Raw genomic sequence first — 19,657 nt, 5'->3', positions numbered from 1 at the left:
GATGCGAAAGGCCCCGGAGCACGCGCTCCAGGGCCTTTCGCATGCCCACATCCACCCGCCGACCCGTCGACCCGCCTCGCATGCCCGCATAGACCCGACCCGGACACCAGAACGGTCAGGACATCAGGACGGTCAGGACACCAGAACTGTCAGGACGTCAGGACGTCTTGAGCGCCGCCGCCATCTCCGCCAGCCGCTCCGGCGAGGCGGACCCGGTGACCACCGTGGTGGCGCCCTTGTCCTGGCGCACCAGAGCGTCGTACTTCGGGCCCTCCCAGTGCTGCCACGTCTCCCCGGCGACCTGCTGGGTGCGCCCGGTGTTCTTCGCGTCCTGGCTGACCTCGGTGACGTACTTCTTCACCGGCGACGTGGACTGCTCCACCGCGACGTACTTGCCGTCCGGGTCGAGGAAGCCCAGGTGCCAGCTGTCGCCGGCCTGGCGCTCGTAACTGACCGAGGTCGGCTTCCACTTCTGCGCCAGGCCGCTGGGGGCGGCCACCGGGTACGGGGCCGCGCGCCGCGCGGTCAGGAGCTCGACCCGGTAGTCGACCGCCTTGACCGGGTCGGCCTTCTCGTCGTGCGGAACGAAGATGTAGACGACGCCCGCCACCGCGGCGATCACCGCCAACGACAGGAACATGTCCCGCACTGTCTGCTTGCCTCGCTTGCTTGCCACGGGTCCATCGTCGCATTAGCCCCGACGGGCCCGAATTCAGGGCGCCCCGCTCATCCGTGCCCCGGTCTGCTCATTTTATCGACCTGACGATAGAGTCACATCACCCTCATCCGGTCGTCGTCGTACAGAAAGGTGCGCTCCGATGTCCGAGCATCATCTGCCGTCCCAGCTGGAGGTCTCCCCGGAGGCCCCCGACCGCAACCTCGCCCTGGAGCTCGTCCGGGTCACCGAGGCCGCCGCCATGGCCGCCGGGCGCTGGGTCGGCCGCGGGGACAAGATCGGCGCCGACGGCGCCGCAGTGAAGGCCATGCGGACCCTCGTCTCCACCGTGTCGATGAACGGCATCGTCGTCATCGGTGAGGGCGAGAAGGACGAGGCCCCCATGCTGTTCAACGGCGAGCGGGTCGGTGACGGCACCGGCCCCGAGGTCGACATCGCCGTCGACCCGATCGACGGCACGACCCTGAACGCCAAGGGGATGCCGAACGCGATCGCCGTGCTGGCCGCCGCGGACCGGGGCGCCATGTTCGACCCGTCCGCGGTCTTCTACATGGACAAGCTGGTCACCGGCCCCGAGGCCGCCGACTTCGTCGACATCAACGCCCCCGTCTCGGTGAACATCCGCCGGGTCGCGAAGGCGAAGAACTCCACCCCCGAGGACGTCACCGTCGTCATCCTGGACCGCCCCCGTCACGAGGGCATCGTCAAGGAGATCCGGGAGACCGGTGCCAGGATCAAGTTCATCTCCGACGGTGATGTCGCGGGCTCGATCATGGCCGCACGCGACGACACCGGCGTCGACCTGCTGATGGGGATCGGCGGCACCCCGGAGGGCATCATCTCCGCCTGCGCCATAAAGTGCCTCGGCGGTGTCATCCAGGGCAAGCTCTGGCCGAAGGACGCGGCGGAGCGGCAGCGCGCGCTGGACGCCGGGCACGACCTGGACCGGGTGCTGTCCACGGACGACCTGGTCAGTGGCGACAACGTGTTCTTCGTGGCGACCGGCATCACGGACGGCGAGCTGATGCGGGGTGTGCGCTACCGCGCGGAGACGGCGAGCACGGAGTCGATCGTGATGCGGTCCAAGTCGGGCACCATCCGGAAGATCGACTCGACCCACCGGCTGTCAAAGCTGCGTGCCTACAGCGCGATCGACTTCGACCGCGCGAAGTGACGTAGGCACGTCACACGAAGGGGCGCCCCCATGTGCGGTGGGGGCGCCTCTCCGTGCGAAAGAGGGGATGCGGCCGCGTACGAGGAACACGAAAAGGGGATGCGGCCCCGTACGAGGAATACGAAGAAGGGATGCGGCGCAGTCGAGGCCGGATGCCGTCAGCCGGCCGCGGCTATGTGACCGGCCGCGCCGGATGCCTTCAGCTCGGCCTCGCGCCGCCGCCGGCGGGCGAGCGCAACACGGCGTTCGGCGGCGGTGAGGCCACCCCACACCCCGTACGGCTCGGGCTGCAGCAAGGCGTGTTCGCGGCATTCGACCATGACCGGACAGCGCGCGCAGACCCGCTTCGCGGACTCCTCACGCGAGAGCCGGGCAGCGGTCGGCTCCTTCGACGGGGCGAAGAACAGCCCGGCTTCGTCCCGGCGGCACACCGCCTCCGAATGCCAGGGACCGGCCTGGTCCTCCCGAGCGGGGGTCCGCTGGGAAGGCACGGCGGCGACCTGCAGGGGCTGATGCGGCAGTTGCAGCACGGTCCACTCCTGACGACGGCTTCGCGGGCGAGAAGACGATGCAGCGTCCCTACCCGCTGTGCGCGCGCCTATGCACTGAGTGGCACTCAGGTCCGGGCCGCGAAATTACGAACGAGGGCGGTTTCGGCCTGAATCGATTCCTCCCGCGGCCGTCTTCCGTCAGTGGCCGAGGTGTTTGCGAAGACGGTCTTGGAGGTCCGTGATGAACTTGCCGCGCTTCGGCTTCGCCTCGACGCTGCCGAACACCGAATAGCCGTTCACGACGACAACGGGCGCCTCCGGATCCCCGGATTCCAGGGTGACGACCTCGAAATTGCCGAAGATCCCCGTTCCGCTGCCGCGCAGCGAGATGTTCTCGGGAACCCGGATCTCGACACTTCCGAAGATGGAGGTCGCATTGATCACGGTGAGACGCTGTCCGAAAAGCGCCTCGGTCAGATCGATCTCCACGCTGCCGAACAACGAGAACGCGTTCGTGCGGCCGCCGACCCGCCAACGCCCCTTGCGGGTGGAGCTGCTGAAGACCGCGACCAGGTTGTCGGCCGGGCCCGCCGGAGCCTCGGGGTCGTGCGCGTACGGCGCGGCGGTGGGCCTGGTCGTACCGCCCGGCGCGGGCAGATCCCGTACCAGCGGCTCCAGTTCACCGACGGTCTTGGCGCGGTAGACCGCGTCGACCCGCTCGCCGTGCTCGTCGGCGGTCAGCCGGCCCTCGGCCATGGCTTCCCGCAGGATGTCCGCGATCCGGTCGCGGTCGGCGTCGGAGGCACGGATGCCATCGGGTTCCGCCGGTGCGGTGGGCTGCTGGTGGTGCTTTTGGAGGTCCACCGACCCAGCGTACCCAAACGCGATAGATCGCGACTAGGCCCTGGGCGCCGACGGCGGGGCGAGAACGGCCGCGGGAGGGTCCGCGAGCGGGCTCGGCCCCCGGACGGGCCGCCGGTGAGCCTTACCTCACAGACCCGTCCGTCCGGCGGGGTCCTACCCTGGTGGGTGCGCTGCCCAAGGGAGGTCAGCCGCTGTCACCGAGTGAGGAATGGCCGTAATGCCAGAGTTTGCGTACTCCGATCTGCTCCCCCTGGGAGAGGACACCACGCCGTATCGTCTGGTCACCTCCGAGGGTGTCTCCACCTTCGAGGCCGACGGCCGTACGTTCCTCAAGGTCGACCCGGAGGCGCTGCGCACCCTGGCGGCCGAGGCCATGCACGACATCTCGCACTACCTGCGGCCCACGCACCTGGCGCAGCTGCGGCGGATCGTGGACGACCCCGAGGCCTCGTCCAACGACAAGTTCGTCGCGCTCGACCTGCTGAAGAACGCGAACATCGCCGCCGCGGGTGTCCTGCCCATGTGCCAGGACACCGGCACCGCCATCGTCATGGGCAAGCGCGGGCAGAACGTGCTCACGGAGGGCGGTGACGAGGAGGCGCTGTCGCACGGCATCTTCGACGCGTACACCAAGCTCAACCTGCGCTACTCCCAGATGGCCCCGCTGAACATGTGGGAGGAGAAGAACACCGGCTCGAACCTCCCGGCCCAGATCGAGCTGTACGCGACCGACGGCGGCGCGTACAAGTTCCTCTTCATGGCGAAGGGCGGCGGCTCGGCCAACAAGTCGTTCCTCTTCCAGGAGACCAAGGCGGTCCTCAACGAGGCCTCCATGATGAAGTTCCTGGAACAGAAGATCCGCTCCCTGGGCACCGCCGCCTGCCCGCCGTACCACCTGGCGATCGTCGTCGGCGGTACGTCGGCCGAGTTCGCGCTGAAGACCGCGAAGTACGCCTCCGCCCACTACCTGGACGAGCTGCCCGCCGAGGGCTCCCCCACCGGTCACGGTTTCCGTGACAAGGAACTGGAGGAGAAGGTCTTCGAGCTGACGCAGAAGATCGGCATCGGGGCGCAGTTCGGCGGCAAGTACTTCTGCCACGACGTACGTGTGGTCCGGCTGCCGCGCCACGGCGCCTCGCTGCCCGTCGCGATCGCCGTGTCCTGCTCGGCCGACCGCCAGGCCACCGCGAAGATCACCGCCGAGGGCGTGTTCCTTGAGCAGTTGGAGACGGACCCGGCGCGCTTCCTCCCCGACACCACGGACGAGCACCTGGACGAGGCGGGGGACGTCGTCCGGATCGACCTCAACCGCCCCATGGACGACATCCTCGCCGAGCTGACGAAGTACCCGGTCAAGACCAGGCTCTCGCTGACCGGTCCGCTGGTCGTGGCGCGCGACATCGCGCACGCCAAGATCAAGGAGCGGCTGGACGCGGGCGAGGAGATGCCGCAGTACCTGAAGGATCACCCGGTCTACTACGCGGGTCCGGCGAAGACCCCCGAGGGCTACGCGTCCGGCTCCTTCGGTCCGACGACGGCCGGCCGGATGGACAGCTACGTCGAGCAGTTCCAGGCGGCGGGCGGCTCCAAGGTGATGCTCGCCAAGGGCAACCGGTCCAAGCAGGTCACCGACGCGTGCGACGCGCACGGCGGCTTCTACCTCGGTTCCATCGGCGGCCCGGCGGCGCGGCTGGCGCAGGACTGCATCAAGAAGGTCGAGGTCGTCGAGTACGAGGAGCTCGGCATGGAGGCGGTCTGGCGGATCGAGGTGGAGGACTTCCCCGCGTTCGTCGTCGTCGACGACAAGGGCAACGACTTCTTCACCGAGCCCGCCCCGGCCCCGACGTTCACCAGCATTCCGGTTCGCGGCCCCGGCCTCGGCTGACGGCTCAGGGGTGTGCCGGCCGCGGCCGGTACGCCCCCGATGGCCGGTACGCCTCCGTTCCGTCGAGCAGCCCCGAGGTGGCGACCAGATAACCGAGCTGCGCCCGGCTGTTGCTGCCGAGCTGCTCGGAGACCTTGCGCATGTGCTCGGCGACGCTGCGGCGGCTCATCCCGATCCGCCGGGCTATCGAGGCGTCCGTCTCGCCGTCGACGACCGCCTGGAGGATGGCGCGCTGCAGATCGGACGTGATGACGGGGGTGCGCAGCGGGGCCCGCTCGAGGCGCACCGGCACCGAGCGGGCCCATGCCTCGTCGAAGCCGCGGGCCAGGAACCGCACCAGTGACGGGTGCTGGATGCGCAGGGCGTCGCCCGGTTCGCCGGAGAACGGGACGAACGCCAGGTCTTCGTCGAACACGATCACCCGGTCGGCCACCTCGGCGAGCGTCCTGATCTCCGCGCCCGCGGCGGTCACCTCCTCGATGTAGGCGAGGGTCGTGCGGTCCGAGCGGACGGTGTGCTGGTAGATCGTCCGCTGCCGGATCCCCCTCCGCAGGTTGCCCAGGTCCCGGAGCCGCGAGTCCCGGAGCACGTGCGGGGGCCGGCCGCCCCCGGGGTGCGCGGTGCGGACCTGCTCCCGGCAGCCGGCCACCGCCGCGTCCAGCGCCTTGCCTATGACGGCGGCCCCGGAGAGCCGGGTGAGCGCGGGCTGTTCGAGCCGGTGCGCATCGGCGTACAGGGCCTCGAAGACGGAGAGCTTGGCGCGGGTGGCGTGCAGCGTGCGGCGCCGGTCGAGGATGGCCTCCTGGAGCGGGGCGAGAGCGGCGTGCGAGGCCGTCTCCGGCGGTACGGGGATCATGAATCCAGGTGAGTCGCGGTCCTCCACCATCAGGTGAAGGTCCCGCAGACAGCCCGCCACCTCACTCCGCGGGAGGCCGCCCGCCGCCAGCGCGCGCCGGTAGGCCGCGAGCGCCGTCTCGCACGGCTGCTCCGGAACGGAGCCGGCCCGCCCGGGGCTTTCCGCCGTCGATTCGCGGCAATCGCAGGCGGGTGGGCGGAATTGGTCGTCCTTCACAAGTATGCAGATTACCTTTGTACATACGGGATGGCGGTTGGGAAGTTCGGCACCTCGGCGACTATGAACGGGTGACGCCCGGTACCGATGACACCCTCAGCAGGCCGGACGCCGAATCGGCCGAATCGCGGCGCGGAGACCGCCGTTATCGATTCCTCGTGGCCGGCTATGCCGTCTCTTCGTACGGCACCTTCCTGAATATGGTGGCGCTCAATCTGTTCGTCTACGAGACGACCGGACGGGCTCTCGCCATGGGGCTGTTCATGGCGGTGCGACTGGCATCCGGATTCGCGGCCGGGCTGACGGCAGGCGGTCTGCTCGCCCGTTTCACGGCGAAGAGCGTGATGCTCTGGACGAATATCGCGCAGGCCGCCGTGATGCTGCTGCTGGTCCTGGCGCCGGACGGGCTGCGGACGACCTCGCTGGTCGCGGTGTCCGTGGTGGTCGGCTCCTGCGGCACGCTGTTCATGGTGTCGCTGCGCAGCTCCATTCCCGAGATGGTGGGCGAGGACCGGCGCTCCTGGGCCAACTCCCTCTCCATCACCGGGCGTTCCCTGGCCATGGTGGCCGGTTTCGCGTCGGCGGGCGTGGTCGTCTCGCTCGTCGGGTACACCGCCGCCTTCCTGGTGGACACGGCCACCTTCGTGGTCTGCGCGGTGACGGTGGCTCTGCTGCGCGTCCCGGGCGGCGGAAAGGGCCGGGCCGGTGACCGGGGAGAGCCGGACGGGGCGCCCGACGGGGAACCGGCCGCGGCGGCCACACCGGTCCGGCGACGCAGGCCCGTCGCGCTCGCCGCCCTTGCCGCCGCGCCGGGGCTGGGTCTGATGGTGGCGCTCCGGGGCGTGGACGCGCTGGGCTCGTCCTCGCACAACGCGGCGCTTCCGGTCTACTCCAGCGAGCTCGACGCCTCGCGCCCGGCCGTGTTCGTCAGCGCCTTCTGGTGCCTGTGGGCGCTCGGCAACATCGTGGTCCAGCAGGTGATCCAGCGGTACGCGCGCCGTACCGGCCGGTCGGTGGGGGCGCTGGGCTTCGGCTACGGCACCTGTCTCATGTCCGGGGCCTTCATCCTGGCCTTCGCGGGGTTCCCGCTGGTGGCCACGGCGGCGGTCGCACTGGCCGCGGGGGCCGCCGACGGGCTCACGGAGGTCTCGTACACCTCGCATCTGCAGACCCTGCCGGCCGGACTGCGCGCGCACGCGTTCGGGCTGTCCGCGACGGTGGAGAACCTCGGCTTCGGCGCCGGGATGATCGGCGTCGCCGCCGCGCTCGACCACTACACCCCGCTGACGGTCGTCGGCTGGTCCCACGGCGCCGCGCTCGTGGTCGCCGCGGTGTTCCTGATCCGGGTGACGGGACTGCGCCGGCGGTCACCGGACCCGTCGTCCCCGTGACCGCACTCGTCGTCCCCGTGACCGGACCCGACGTCCCCGTGACCGAACCCGACGTCCCCGTGACCGAACCCCTCGTCGCCGTGACCGAACCCGTCGACCCCGCCGCCGCACCCGACGTCCCCGCCACCGCACCCCTCGTCCCCGCGACCGCCCCCTCGCCCCCGTCACCGCACCCGGTGTCAGAGGCCCGCGCACAGCGGGGCAACGGCCCGTACCCGACGGAACGACCGCCCGCGTACGACGGATTCCAGCCAATCCCGCGGAGGCGGTACGGCGGTGCCGTCCGGGCTCCATCCGGCGGGCCGGGACGCGGGTGGGGCGGCGAGCCGCACGCCGGTCGCCGTACGGGCGGTCCGGAGCCGCCGCAGGAGCGCCCGGACCGGCCGTGGGTGCCGGTGCCGTACCGCCGCATTCGCGCAGCGGGCCGCCGGCCGGGCTTGCGGGGTGCCGGGCCGATGCGGTGAGTTGTCCGTTCGCGGGAGACCCACCCCGCCCGACCGCCCCGCTCCGGAAGCCGCCGCGCGACCCCGGCCGCACCCGACGGTCCCTGCCCGCAGCAGCCCGTCCGGCACCTCGCCGCGCGACAGCCCGAACCCTCCGTACCCGCACGGCCGAACAACCTTCACCGTCCCACACCGGAAAGGCGGAGACCGCATGACGCCGGTCCACCACCGCAGCCACGTCGACGATCTGCTCTCCTTCATCAGGGCCAGCCCCTCCCCGTACCACGCCGTCGCGAGCGCGGCCCAGCGGCTGGAGAAGGCCGGCTTCCGTGAACTGCGGGGCACGGACGAGTGGACGGGTGCCACGGGCGGCAGTTTCGTCGTCCGCGGCGGCGCGCTGATCGCCTGGTACGCCCCCGATGGCGCGCCCGCCCACACGCCCTTCCGGATAGTCGGCACCCACACCGACTCACCGAACCTGCGGATCAAGCCCACCCCCGACACCGGCTCGGCCGGCTGGCGGCAGATCGCGGTGGAGATCTACGGCGGTGTCCCGCTCAACACCTGGCTCGACCGTGATCTGGGCATCTCCGGCCGGCTGGCCCTGCGCGGCCCTGGCGGCACGACCGACACCAGACTCGTCCAGATCGACGAACCGCTGCTGCGGGTGCCCCAGCTGGCCATCCACCTGGACCGGACCGTCAACGACGGCCTGGCTCTGGACCGGCAGCGCCACATCGCCCCCGTCTGGTCGCTCGGCGAGGCCGATGAGGGGGCGCTGCTGCGCCGGGTCGCGGCGGCGGCGGAGGCGGACCCGGACGAGGTGCTGGGCTGGGACCTGATGCTCCATGACATCCAGCCGCCCGGATACCTGGGCGCGGACCGGGAGTTCGTGGTCTCCTCCCGGCTGGACAACCTGGTCTCGGTGCACGCCGGCGTCACGGCGCTGGCCGCCGCGGCGACAGCGGACGAGCAGTCCGCGTACATCCCCGTCCTGGCCGCCTTCGACCACGAGGAAGTCGGCAGCGGCTCCGACACGGGCGCCCAGAGCCCGCTGCTCGAACGGGTCCTGAGCCGTTCGGTCAGCGCCCGCGGGGGAAGCCAGGAGGACTGGTCGCGGGCGCTGGCCGGTGCCTTCTGCGTATCGGCCGACATGGCGCACGCGGTGCACCCCAACTACGCGGAGCGGCACGACCCCGACCACCGTCCGCTGCCCAACGGCGGTCCCACGGTCAAGGTCAACGTCAATCAGCGCTACGCCACGGACTCGACCGGCTTCGCCGTGTTCGCGTCGGCCTGCGAGCGGGCCGGTGCCCCGTGGCAGCCGTTCGTCTCCAACAACGCGATGCCGTGCGGTACGTCGATCGGCCCGCTCACCGCGGCCCGGCTGGGTGTCCCGACCGTGGACGTGGGAGTGCCGGGGCTCTCTATGCACTCGGCGCGCGAGCTGTGCGGCACGGACGACCCGGGGCACCTCGCCGCGATCCTGGGCGCGTTCGTGACGTCCGGCTGACGGGTGACGGTTGGCGGGGAGGGGTGCGGTGCGCCCCTCCCCGCGTCCCGGACCGGGCCACGGCTACGGCTACGGCTACGGCTACGGCTACGGCTACGCGAAGCGCTGGTTCGCGCTCCCGTCGCAGGGCTGGAGCCTCAGCGGGTCATGGGCGCCCGCCAGTGTCGCGCACAGCCCCGTGGACGCCGCCGGGCGCAGGGTGCCCGACTGCCGGACGAACTGCTGGTTGGCCGCGCCGGAGCAGTTGTAGAGGATGAGGGCGGCCCCGGCCCGGTAGTCCGCACCCGGAACGTCCAGGCAGCGGTCGTGGCTCAGTTCCGTGCGGAGGGTCTTCGTGCCGGAGTCGTACCACCAGTCCTGGTTGCGGCCGCCGTGGCAGTCCCAGCCGGTGACGCCGGTGTTGTTCCGGGTGACCGAGTCGGGGACGTCCAGACAGCTGCTGGTGGCCTCGCCCCGCAGCGGCTCGAAGACGTCGTCCCAGGCGGCGGGCTGCAGCACGGGCGTGCCGGTGCTCGCCGGGTCGGCGCAGCTCGCCTCGCGCAGGCCCGAGTCGTAGATCTGGGTCAGGCAGGAGGCGAAGGCGCCGTGGCCCGCCGCGTTCGGGTGGAAGGACTGCCGTACGGAGTTGGAGTCCGGCGGGAAGTGCGAGAGGTCGATGTAGAGGCCGCGGGCCCAGGTGGACTCGCTGCACACCTCGTGGCCGTGGAAGAGCCGGGAGTTGTCCAGGTAGACGGCTCCGGTGTCGGCGGCCGCCCTGCGCATGCCGCGCTCGAAGGCGGGTACGGCGGCGTTACGGCCCCAGGCTGCGTCGGAGTCGTATCCGGCGCAGCCGCCGGGAAGCTTGCCGGGGAAGTTCGGGTTGTCGTAGAAGTCCGGGCCGATGGGGCTCGGGTAGCCCATGACGACGAGCTTGTAGTCGTCGGTGGCGTAACCGGCGTCGGTCATCACCGTCCGCAGGTCGCCCACCGTCTTCTCGACCTTGGGGACGAGGGCGTCGACGCGGGCCTGCCAGCCGCCCTCGTACTTCGACCGGCACACGCCCTGGAGGAGGATCCAGCGCTCGACGCAGTCCGTCATCACCGGGCCGAACTGGAGGTCGTCGTTGGCGCCCGCGACCAGCACGATCATCTTGATACGGGTGTTGCGCGCCTTGATGGCGAGGTTGTCGCTCTGCACCAGTTCGTCGGCGTACTGCTTGGAACCGCCGATGACGATGTTGCCGGTGTACGCGCCGGAGCAGGAGACGTTGTACGTGACGTCGGCCGGGATGCCGGTGCGGTGGATGGCGGAGTCGGGCGAGCGGTGGCACCAGTTGTCGGGGCCGTTGGTGCCCGCCTCGTACGTACCGACGCCCTCGCCGGAGATCTCGCTGTCGCCGAGCGAGATCAGCCCGGTCCTGCGCTCGGCGAGCGGGCGCTCGGCCGGGTCGCCGTACAGCCGGGTGGCCTCGGCGGCGCGGACGGCCTCCAGTTCGGGCGACAGGGCGGTGGATGAGGTAGTGGTGGTACCGGGCTGGGCGGCGCCCGCCGTTCCCGCGGCGGCGGTCGTCCCGCCCAGGGCCGCCGCCGCGGCCGCGAAGGCCGCGACCGTACACCGGAGTCCGTACCTTGTGCGCCTCATTGCGCCTCCCGAGTTGTGGTTACCCCCGGTATTTACTGGTCGGTAGGCGACTTGGGAATACATAGAACAAGACAAGTGCTCATCTTTTTCGGGGGGTTGGACAATGGAGGTTGAACGATGACGGACGACGGAAAGACCGCAGCGGCCGACGGCGGCTACCGCATCGAGCACGATTCGATGGGTGAGGTGAAGGTCCCCGCGGAGGCGAAGTGGCGGGCCCAGACCCAGCGGGCCGTGGAGAACTTCCCGATCTCGGGGCAGCGTCTCGAACGGGCCCACATCGAGGCCCTGGCCAGGATCAAGGCCGCCGCCGCCAAGGTGAACGCCGAGCTGGAGGTGCTCGACCCGGACATCGCGCGGGCCGTCCAGGACGCCGCGGCGGAGGTCGCGGACGGCCGCTGGGACGCGCACTTCCCGATCGACGTCTTCCAGACGGGCTCCGGCACCTCGTCCAACATGAACACCAACGAGGTCGTGGCCACCCTCGCCACCGAACGCCTCGGCCGCGAGGTCCACCCCAACGACCACGTCAACGCGTCGCAGTCCTCCAACGACGTCTTCCCCTCCTCCATCCACATCGCGGCGACGGGCGCGGTGACCGGTGACCTGATCCCGGCCCTGGACCATCTCGCGGCCGCCCTGGAGCGCAAGTCCGTCGAGTTCGCGGCGGTCGTGAAGTCGGGGCGCACCCACCTGATGGACGCCACCCCGGTGACACTCGGCCAGGAGTTCGGCGGGTACGCCGCACAGATCCGCTACGGCATCGAGCGGCTGCACGCCTCGCTCCCCCGTCTCGCGGAGCTGCCGCTGGGCGGTACGGCCGTCGGCACCGGCATCAACACCCCGCCCGGCTTCTCGGCCGCCGTGATCGCCGAGGTCGCCCGCGTCACCGGACTGCCGCTCACCGAGGCCCGCGACCACTTCGAGGCACAGGGCGCGCGGGACGGTCTGGTGGAGGCCTCGGGCCAGCTCCGTACCGTCGCGGTGTCGCTCACCAAGATCTCCAACGATCTGCGCTGGATGGCATCGGGACCGCGCACCGGACTTGCCGAGATCAACCTCCCGGACCTCCAGCCGGGCTCGTCGATCATGCCGGGGAAGGTGAATCCGGTCATTCCCGAGGCGGTGCTGATGGTCGCCGCCCAGGTGACGGGGAACGACGCCACGGTCGCCGCCGCGGGCGCCGCGGGCAACTTCGAGCTGAACGTGATGCTCCCGGTCATCGCGAAGAACCTGCTGGAGTCCGTACGGCTGCTCGCCAACGTCTCCCGGCTGCTCGCGGACCGCACGGTCGACGGCATCACCGCCAACGCGGAGCGGGCCAGGGAGTACGCCGAGTCCTCCCCGTCCGTCGTCACCCCGCTGAACAAGTACATCGGCTACGAGGAGGCGGCGAAGGTCGTCAAGAAGTCCCTCGCCGAACGGAAGACGATCCGCGAGGTGGTGCTGGCCTCGGGATACGTCGAGCGTGGCGACCTCACCGAGGAACAGCTCGACGAGGCGCTGGACGTGCTGCGCATGACCCGCCCGTGACGTGTGTCGCTGCGGCGGTGACGGCTCGCTCACTAAGATCTCTCCATGACAGGTACCGGAGAGATCGAGCGCTGGGCGCCGGGTGATCAGATCCTGTGGCGCTACCGCGGCAACGGGCCGCTTCGGCAGGGCCCCGCGCCCGGCCGGACGCCGAACCCGGTGCACATCTGCCGTCCCGTCACCGTCGTCCAGGACACCGAGGAGCTGCTCGCCGTCTGGGTGGCGCCCGGCACCGAGTGCGTGAAACCGGTGCTGGCGGACGGCACCGACGTGCACGCCGAGCCGCTCGCCACCCGGTACACCGCTCCGCGCACCACCGCCCGCTCGCCCTGGCTGGGCAACGGGGTGCTGAAGCTGGCCCGGCCCGGCGAGCCGTGGTCGGTCTGGCTGTTCTGGGAGCAGGGCTGGCAGTTCCGCAGCTGGTACGTGAACCTGGAGGAACCGCGTACCCGCTGGGCGGGCGGCATCGACTCCGAGGACCACTTCCTGGACATCTCCGTCTACCCGGACCGCAGCTGGCTCTGGCGCGACGAGGACGAGTTCGCCCAGGCCCAGCGGGTCGGTCTGATGAGCCCCTCGACCGCCCGGAAGGTGCGGGCGGCGGGGCGCGCCGCGGTGGGTGTCATCCGTGACTGGGGGACGCCGTTCCGGGACGGCTGGGAGGACTGGCGGCCGGATCCGCACTGGCGGGTTCCCGCACTTCCGGACGGATGGGACCGGCTTCCGGATGACTGGGACCGTACCCCCTCCGCCATGCCGTCATGAGACCCTTGATGCACCCCAGGGGGGCAAACGTAGGATCGCTCCGGGGAGGGCCGATGCGCCCCAATCCACGGGCACCACACACGAACTGACCGTAAATCATCAAGTCATCGCGCGAGTTGCACGCTTCATGACCCGCATCAGTCGTATGAGTCGCACGAATTGCCCGTATCGCATGAGCCACTACGAGGGGGTGGAGACGTGCTCGCTGTCCGCCGTTCCACCGCCGGAAACGTTGACACCGATCCCGTTCACGGACGGCCGGTTTCGGCCCGGTGTTCCTGGGCAGGCGGTGTCAGCCGTTGTTATTGCCGCTCCTGCCGGGGCACAGTAGCGCCCCACAAGGTGATTGCCTCATACAACCGGCCCGGACGGACGGAACCCCAAGCGTGACGGAGCACCCCACCTCCCACGAAGGCCGGCAGCCTCTCGCCGCCCGGTCGCAGGAACGCACCCGGCCGCGGCAGCGGGACGCCGCCCCGGCGCCCGCCGCAGCGATCCCGGCCCCGGCCGGACCCGGCGACGCGGCAGGGCCCGACCCGCAGGCGGCTGCCCGCCGCGAGGGCGACCGGCTGCGCTTCGTGGGCGCCGCGACCCGCCGCATCGCCCGCGGCATAGACCTGGACGAGATCGTCCTGGGGCTGTGCCGGGCCAGCGTGCCGACGTACTCCGACGCCATACTGGTCTACCTCCGCGACCCGCTGCCGGTCGGCGACGAACGTCCGGTCAACCCGTTCGTGCTGCGGCTGCGCCGCTCCGACCGGCTGCGGCTGAGCGACGAGCTCGCCGAGGGTTCGACGGAGATCGAGCGGCTCCGGCCGGCCCTCATCGACCCGCAGACCGATCTGACGCCCGCCGCCGAGCTGTGCGAGGTCCGCCCCGGCGGCGCGCTGGCCGAGGTGCTGCGCGGCGTGCGACCGGTCTTCGGCGACTCCGCCGCGGCCCGTGCCGCACTGCCCGAGCTGCTCGGCGCGGGCCGTACCGTGCCCTCCGGACACCGGGCGATCCTGGCCCCGCTGCGCGGCCGGCGCCGGGTGATCGGCGCGGCTGTCTTCCTGCGCGGCACGGAACGCCCGCCGTTCGAGGCCAACGACCTGCTCGTCGCGGCCCAGCTGGCGACGCACACCGCGCTCGGCATCGACAAGGCCGTGCTCTACGGGCGCGAGGCCTACATCGCCGACGAGCTCCAGCGCACCATGCTGCCCGACTCGCTCCCGCAGCCCACCGGCGTCCGGCTCGCCTCCCGCTACCTCCCGGCCGCCGAGACGGCCCGGGTCGGCGGCGACTGGTACGACGCGATCCCACTGCCCGGCAGCCGGGTCGCCCTGGTCGTCGGTGACGTCATGGGCCACTCCATGACCTCCGCCGCGATCATGGGCCAGCTGCGCACCACCGCGCAGACCCTGGCCGGGCTCGACCTGCCGCCGCAGGAGGTGCTGCACCACCTCGACGAGCAGGCGCAGAGGCTCGGCAGCGACCGCATGGCGACCTGCCTGTACGCCGTGTACGACCCGGTCGCGCACCGCATCACCATCGCCAACGCCGGCCACCCGCCGCCCGTGCTGCTGCACCTCGGCGGCCGTGCCGAGGTGCTGAGGGTGCCGCCCGGCGCCCCGATCGGCGTCGGCGGGGTCGACTTCGAGGCCGTCGAGCTCGACGCGCCCGCGGGCGCCACCCTCCTCCTGTACACCGACGGTCTGGTGGAGTCCCGGCTCCGGGACGTCTGGACCGGCATCGAGCAGCTGCGCGAGCGGCTCGCCACCACCGCCCGGCTGACCGGCCCGGACCACTCGCCGCCGCTGGAGGCCCTCTGCGACGACGTGCTGGACATGCTCGGCCCCGGCGACCGGGACGACGACATCGCACTGCTCGCCGCCCGCTTCGACGGGATCGCGCCCAGCGATGTCGCCTACTGGTTCCTGGAGCCGGAGGACTCCGCCCCGGGCCGGGCCCGCAGGCTGGCCCGCCGAGCCCTCAGCCGATGGGGTCTCGAGGATCTGTCGGACTCGGTGGAACTGCTGGTCAGCGAGGTGGTGACCAACGCCGTCCGGTACGCGGAGCGGCCGGTGACGCTGCGCCTGCTGCGGACCGACATCCTGCGCTGCGAGGTGGGCGACGACTCCCCACAGCTGCCGCGGCAGCGCCGCGCCCGCGATATGGACGAGGGCGGTCGCGGTCTGTTCCTGGTGAACCGGCTGGCCCGGCGGTGGGGCGCGACGCGCCTGTCGACGGGCAAGGTCGTCTGGTTCGAGATGCCGACCCGGGGGCAGTGACCGGGGCGCGCGACAGCACGACGGGCGGTGTACGAGGAGGTTCCTCGTACACCGCCCGTCTTCGTGAGCGGACGCTGCGGACTCTGCGGTGGGTCAGCGCGTCGGGCTGTCGTCCCTGTCCAGCCGGTTGTCGCCCGGGTTGACCGGGAGGTTGCTGTCCGTCGGGCCGGGCTCGGTCGACGGATCGGTGGGCGGGCCGGACGTCGGGTCGCCCGTCGGGGAGCCGGAGGACGGCGGTTCCGGTGACCCGCTGTCGGTCGGCGGATCGGACGACGGGGACGGGGTGGTCGCCGTGTCCGAGGGCGTCGGTGTGACGGAGGGCGAGATCGTCGCGCTCGGGGAGTTGCTCTGGGGCGGCGGGGTGACCGCCGCACCCATGTCCGTGTCCAGGTCGAACTCGCCCGGGTCGCCCATCGCCTGTGCGGTGAAGTCCGACCAGATCTCGGCGGGGAAACCGCCGCCGTTGACCCGGCCTCCGCCACCGGCACCCTTCAGGGGGACCTGGGCGCCCGCCTGCAGCTTCTTGCCGTCGTCGTCCGTGCGGGCATAGGCGGCCTCTCCGAAGAGGCCCACCGAGGTGACCAGGTTCGGGGTGTAGCCGGTGAACCAGGCCGACTTGTTGTCGTCCGAGGTACCCGTCTTGCCCGCGATCTGCTGATCGGCCAGTCCCTCGGCGTTGCGCACCGCCTCGTGGGCCGTACCGTCGTCGACCACACCGGTCAGCACGGAGGTCACGGAGTCCGCGGCCTGGCGGTCGATCACCTGCTCACCGATCGCGTCGGGCAGTGCGATCGGCGAATCGCCCTGCTTCTGGGCCGACTTCAGGATCTGCGGGGTGACCTTCTTGCCGTGGTTGTCGAGGGTGGCGTAGATCCCGGCCATCTCCATCGGGCTCGCGCCCATGGAACCGAGCGTCTGGGCCGGCACCGCCGGAAGGCCCTTCACATCCATGCCGAGTTCGCCCGCGGTCTGCATCACGCGGTCCATGCCGACGTCCACGCCCATCTGCGCGAAGACGGAGTTGATGGACTTGTTCATCGCGGTCTGGACGGTGACCTGCCCGTAGTCCGCGTCGTCCTCGTTCTCCGGCGCGAAGGCGACGTCACTGCCCTTGACCGGACGCTTGCTGGTGCCGTCGTAACGGGTGTTGGCGGTGATCTGCTGGTCGTCCTGGGTCTGCGCCTCCTGGTCCAGCGCTGCCGCGAGGATGATCGGCTTGAAGGTGGAGGCGGGCTGGTAGTCGTGCCGGGTGGCGTTGGAGATGTAGTGCTCGGTCAGACCGCGTCCGCCGTACAGGGCGAGCACCTTGCCGGTCTTCGGGTCGACCGAGACCGCGCCGGCCTGGATGTCCTTGTCGAGCTTGCGCGCCTTGGTGTCGAGCTTGTCGGTCAGCTTGGCCTTGACCGACTTCTCCAGCTTCTGCTGCTTCTTCCGGTCGATGTTGACGGTGATCGTCCAGCCGCCGGCGTCGAACTGCGCGTCGGTGATGTTCTCCTGCTTCTGCACCGCCGCGCGGGCCGCGTTGACGATGTAGCCCTTCTGGCCGGAGAGCCCCTCCGAGGGCTTGGGGGCCTGCGGGACCTCGAACTTCATCCCCTGGCGCTCGCCGGAGTCCAGCCAGTGCTCGTCGACCATGTTGTTCAGCACGTAGTTCCAGCGCTCCTTGACGAGCGCCTTCCCGTTGTCGGTGGCGACGGCCCAGTCGTACTGGCTCGGCGCCTGGAGCAGCGCGGCGAGGTAGGCGCCCTCGGCGACGTTCAGCTCCTTGGCGTCCTTGCCGTAGTACGCCTGCGCCGCGGCCTGGATCCCGTAGGCGCCACGGCCGTAGTAGCTGGTGTTGATGTACCCGGCGAGGATCTCGCTCTTGCTTCTCTTCTGGTCGACCTTCAGCGAGATGACGAGCTCTTTGAGCTTGCGGGTGACGGTCTGGTCCGCGTCGAGGTAGTAGTTCTTGACGTACTGCTGGGTGATGGTCGAGCCACCCTGCTTGCCCTTGCCCGAGACGGTGTTGACCAGGCCGCGCGCGGTGCCCTTGAAGTCGACGCCGTGGTCGTCGTAGAAGGACTTGTTCTCGGCGGCCACGAAGGTCCGCTGGACCGCCTTGGGCACCTCGGCGAGGCTCACGATCTCCCGGTTGACCTGGCCCGTCCGGGCCAGCAGCGTGCCGTCGGAGTACTTGTAGACGTTGGACTGGAGCCTGGCCTGGGCGTTGCCCTCCGGCACCTGGACGACCATGTAGAGCACGGCGAACGCGCCCATGCCCAGCAGGCAGACCGCGAAGGCCGCGCCCAGTAGTTTCCGCCACGTGAAGAGTCTGCGTATGCCGCCGCTCTTCACGGCCCGCCGCGACCCGCGCCGCTGGGCTCGTCGCGCATCCGCTCGACCCATTGCTGTGTTGCTCCCGCTTCTCTGCTCGACCGGATCAGCTCGGACCTGCCAGCTAACACCGTTGGCAAGGACAGAAAGCCAACGATCCACCCTTTTCCGGACGTGACAATCAGCACCCGCTTTCAAGGGAACCGACTCACGAGAGGTGCTCAGGGTTGCGACATCGGTTAATGTGTAATCACATTGCTAGCTCCAAGCCAGTCCGCTCAAACGGGGGATTCCATGACCGAACCACACGTTCCGACCACGCCCACCACGCCGTCGACCGACCTCACTCCGGACGCGCCGCAGATGCCGGAACCGCAGGTCCGCGAGGTGACGGCGCACAGCATCGCGGGCGGCCTCGGCCTCCTGCTGACGGTGATAGGGGTGATCCTCGGCATCGGTCTCGCCATCATCGGTGGCGTCGTCGGGTCGAACGGGAACAACGGCGTCGGCATCCCGGTCTGCATCCTCGGAGTGCTGCTCGCCATCGCCTCGTTCTTCTGCATGGGCGGTGTGAAGATGGTCGCACCGGGCGAGGCCCGGGTCATCCAGCTCTTCGGCCGGTACGTGGGCACGATCCGCGCGGACGGTCTGCGCTGGATCAACCCGCTGACCTCCAGCCGCAAGATCTCCACCCGCGTCCGCAACCACGAGACCGCGGTCCTGAAGGTCAACGACGCCTACGGCAACCCGATCGAGCTGGCCGCGATCGTCGTCTGGAAGGTCGAGGACACCGCGCAGGCCCTGTTCGAGGTCGACGACTTCCTGGAGTTCGTCGCCACCCAGACCGAGGCGGCCGTCCGGCACATCGCGATCGAGTACCCGTACGACGCCCACGACGAGGGCGGCCTCTCGCTGCGGGGCAACGCCGAGGAGATCACCGAGAAGCTGGCCGTCGAGCTGACCGCACGGGTGCAGGCCGCGGGTGTCCGGATCATCGAGTCGCGCTTCAGCCACCTCGCGTACGCCCCCGAGATCGCATCCGCGATGCTCCAGCGCCAGCAGGCCGGCGCCGTGGTCGCCGCCCGTCAGCAGATCGTCGAAGGCGCCGTCGGCATGGTCGAGATGGCGCTGACCCGGATCACCGAGCAGGACATCGTCGAGCTCGACCCGGAGCGGAAGGCGGCCATGGTGAGCAATCTGATGGTGGTGCTCTGCGGTGACCGCGCGGTGCAGCCGGTACTCAATACGGGCACGCTCTACCAGTGACCGAGGAAACGCCGCGGCGCAGGCCGGCACAGCCGCAGCAGCGCAAGCAGATGCTGCTGCGGCTGGACCCCGCCGTACACGACGCGCTGGCGCGCTGGGCGTCGGACGAACTGCGCAGCGCGAACGCGCAGATCGAGTTCCTGCTGCGGCGGGCGCTCGCGGAGGCGGGCCGGCTGCCCGGCGGCGCGGCGCCGATCCGCCGCCGCGGGCGGCCCCCGAAGACACCCGAGCCGGAGTGACCCTGCCGGGGGCGCACCACCCCCGGACCTCCACCTCCCCGCCTCTCCACCCCCACCCCTGCCTCCGCCTCCGCCTCCGGGACGCGACGAGTCCGGAGCTGACGGAGAGACAGGTATACACACGGGGTATACACGCCGT

At 70.7% G+C, this 19,657-nt stretch carries 15 protein-coding genes; 9 read left to right on the top strand and 6 right to left on the bottom strand.

The features are described 5' to 3' along the window. Positions 1–157: 157 nt before the first annotated feature. A complete protein-coding gene (locus tag ACFVJX_RS32000; RefSeq protein WP_384126470.1) occupies positions 158–676 on the bottom strand; it encodes a DUF4245 domain-containing protein in 519 nt (172 codons plus the stop codon). Positions 677–818: 142 nt separating this feature from the next. Here ACFVJX_RS32000 and glpX point away from each other — a divergent pair, with 142 nt between their 5' ends. Beyond that, positions 819–1,850: a class II fructose-bisphosphatase gene (gene glpX / locus ACFVJX_RS31995; RefSeq protein WP_384126471.1), complete on the top strand. Its 1,032-nt coding sequence runs from the start codon at positions 819–821 to the stop codon at positions 1,848–1,850. A 158-nt stretch (positions 1,851–2,008) separates the two neighbouring features. On the opposite strand, the gene ACFVJX_RS31990 is transcribed toward glpX, so the two are convergent. Both ACFVJX_RS31990 and ACFVJX_RS31985 read right to left on the bottom strand, forming a co-directional pair. Continuing rightward, complete coding sequence (locus ACFVJX_RS31990; RefSeq protein WP_123461359.1) at positions 2,009–2,380, bottom strand: WhiB family transcriptional regulator; 372 nt, start codon at positions 2,378–2,380, stop codon at positions 2,009–2,011. A 159-nt stretch (positions 2,381–2,539) separates the two neighbouring features. Then, positions 2,540–3,205 carry a DUF1707 domain-containing protein gene (locus ACFVJX_RS31985; RefSeq protein ID WP_384126472.1) on the bottom strand — a complete coding sequence of 222 codons (666 nt, stop codon included), beginning with the start codon at positions 3,203–3,205 and terminating at the stop codon, positions 2,540–2,542. 217 nt (positions 3,206–3,422) lie between these two features. Here ACFVJX_RS31985 and ACFVJX_RS31980 point away from each other — a divergent pair, with 217 nt between their 5' ends. Next, positions 3,423–5,090 carry a fumarate hydratase gene (locus tag ACFVJX_RS31980; protein ID WP_384126474.1) on the top strand — a complete coding sequence of 556 codons (1,668 nt, stop codon included), beginning with the start codon at positions 3,423–3,425 and terminating at the stop codon, positions 5,088–5,090. Between the two features lie 4 nt (positions 5,091–5,094). On the opposite strand, the gene ACFVJX_RS31975 is transcribed toward ACFVJX_RS31980, so the two are convergent. Further along, positions 5,095–6,162 carry a LuxR C-terminal-related transcriptional regulator gene (locus ACFVJX_RS31975; RefSeq protein WP_384126475.1) on the bottom strand — a complete coding sequence of 356 codons (1,068 nt, stop codon included), beginning with the start codon at positions 6,160–6,162 and terminating at the stop codon, positions 5,095–5,097. Positions 6,163–6,320: 158 nt separating this feature from the next. Here ACFVJX_RS31975 and ACFVJX_RS31970 point away from each other — a divergent pair, with 158 nt between their 5' ends. Both ACFVJX_RS31970 and ACFVJX_RS31965 read left to right on the top strand, forming a co-directional pair. Then, entirely contained in the window at positions 6,321–7,553 is a 1,233-nt protein-coding gene (locus ACFVJX_RS31970; protein WP_384126518.1) for an MFS transporter, read from the top strand. A 654-nt stretch (positions 7,554–8,207) separates the two neighbouring features. Further along, the gene (locus ACFVJX_RS31965) at positions 8,208–9,509 is read left to right on the top strand and encodes a M18 family aminopeptidase (protein WP_384126476.1); all 1,302 of its coding nucleotides are present in this window, start codon (positions 8,208–8,210) and stop codon (positions 9,507–9,509) included. A 93-nt stretch (positions 9,510–9,602) separates the two neighbouring features. Here the strand turns inward: ACFVJX_RS31965 and ACFVJX_RS31960 are convergent, their stop codons facing one another. Next, complete coding sequence (locus ACFVJX_RS31960; RefSeq protein ID WP_384126478.1) at positions 9,603–11,129, bottom strand: ricin-type beta-trefoil lectin domain protein; 1,527 nt, start codon at positions 11,127–11,129, stop codon at positions 9,603–9,605. A 117-nt stretch (positions 11,130–11,246) separates the two neighbouring features. Here ACFVJX_RS31960 and ACFVJX_RS31955 point away from each other — a divergent pair, with 117 nt between their 5' ends. The 3 genes from ACFVJX_RS31955 to ACFVJX_RS31945 all read left to right on the top strand — a co-directional run bounded on the left by ACFVJX_RS31955 (position 11,247) and on the right by ACFVJX_RS31945 (position 15,697). Next, complete coding sequence (locus ACFVJX_RS31955) at positions 11,247–12,662, top strand: class II fumarate hydratase (protein WP_384126479.1); 1,416 nt, start codon at positions 11,247–11,249, stop codon at positions 12,660–12,662. A 45-nt stretch (positions 12,663–12,707) separates the two neighbouring features. Then, positions 12,708–13,427: a DUF402 domain-containing protein gene (locus ACFVJX_RS31950; RefSeq protein WP_384126480.1), complete on the top strand. Its 720-nt coding sequence runs from the start codon at positions 12,708–12,710 to the stop codon at positions 13,425–13,427. Between the two features lie 386 nt (positions 13,428–13,813). Beyond that, positions 13,814–15,697: a SpoIIE family protein phosphatase gene (locus ACFVJX_RS31945; RefSeq protein WP_384126482.1), complete on the top strand. Its 1,884-nt coding sequence runs from the start codon at positions 13,814–13,816 to the stop codon at positions 15,695–15,697. A gap of 93 nt (positions 15,698–15,790) precedes the next feature. Here ACFVJX_RS31945 and ACFVJX_RS31940 read toward each other — a convergent pair whose 3' ends face one another. Beyond that, positions 15,791–18,085: a transglycosylase domain-containing protein gene (locus ACFVJX_RS31940; protein ID WP_384126483.1), complete on the bottom strand. Its 2,295-nt coding sequence runs from the start codon at positions 18,083–18,085 to the stop codon at positions 15,791–15,793. Positions 18,086–18,307: 222 nt separating this feature from the next. Between ACFVJX_RS31940 and ACFVJX_RS31935 the strand changes: the two genes are divergently transcribed. Together ACFVJX_RS31935 and ACFVJX_RS31930 are read left to right on the top strand one after the other, a co-directional pair. Further along, entirely contained in the window at positions 18,308–19,279 is a 972-nt protein-coding gene (locus ACFVJX_RS31935; protein ID WP_384126485.1) for an SPFH domain-containing protein, read from the top strand. Beyond that, positions 19,276–19,518 (top strand): hypothetical protein, encoded by a 243-nt coding sequence (locus ACFVJX_RS31930; protein WP_384126487.1) that lies wholly within the window; start codon positions 19,276–19,278, stop codon positions 19,516–19,518. The genes ACFVJX_RS31935 and ACFVJX_RS31930 overlap by 4 nt, the downstream gene beginning before the upstream one ends. The last annotated feature ends 139 nt before the right edge of the window (positions 19,519–19,657 follow it).

Source organism: Streptomyces sp. NPDC127177 (genome assembly GCF_042672475.1).
Classification (GTDB): domain Bacteria; phylum Actinomycetota; class Actinomycetes; order Streptomycetales; family Streptomycetaceae; genus Streptomyces.
The sequence above is the reverse complement of the archived record's forward strand: the minus strand, read 5'-3'. Positions and strand labels throughout refer to the sequence as shown.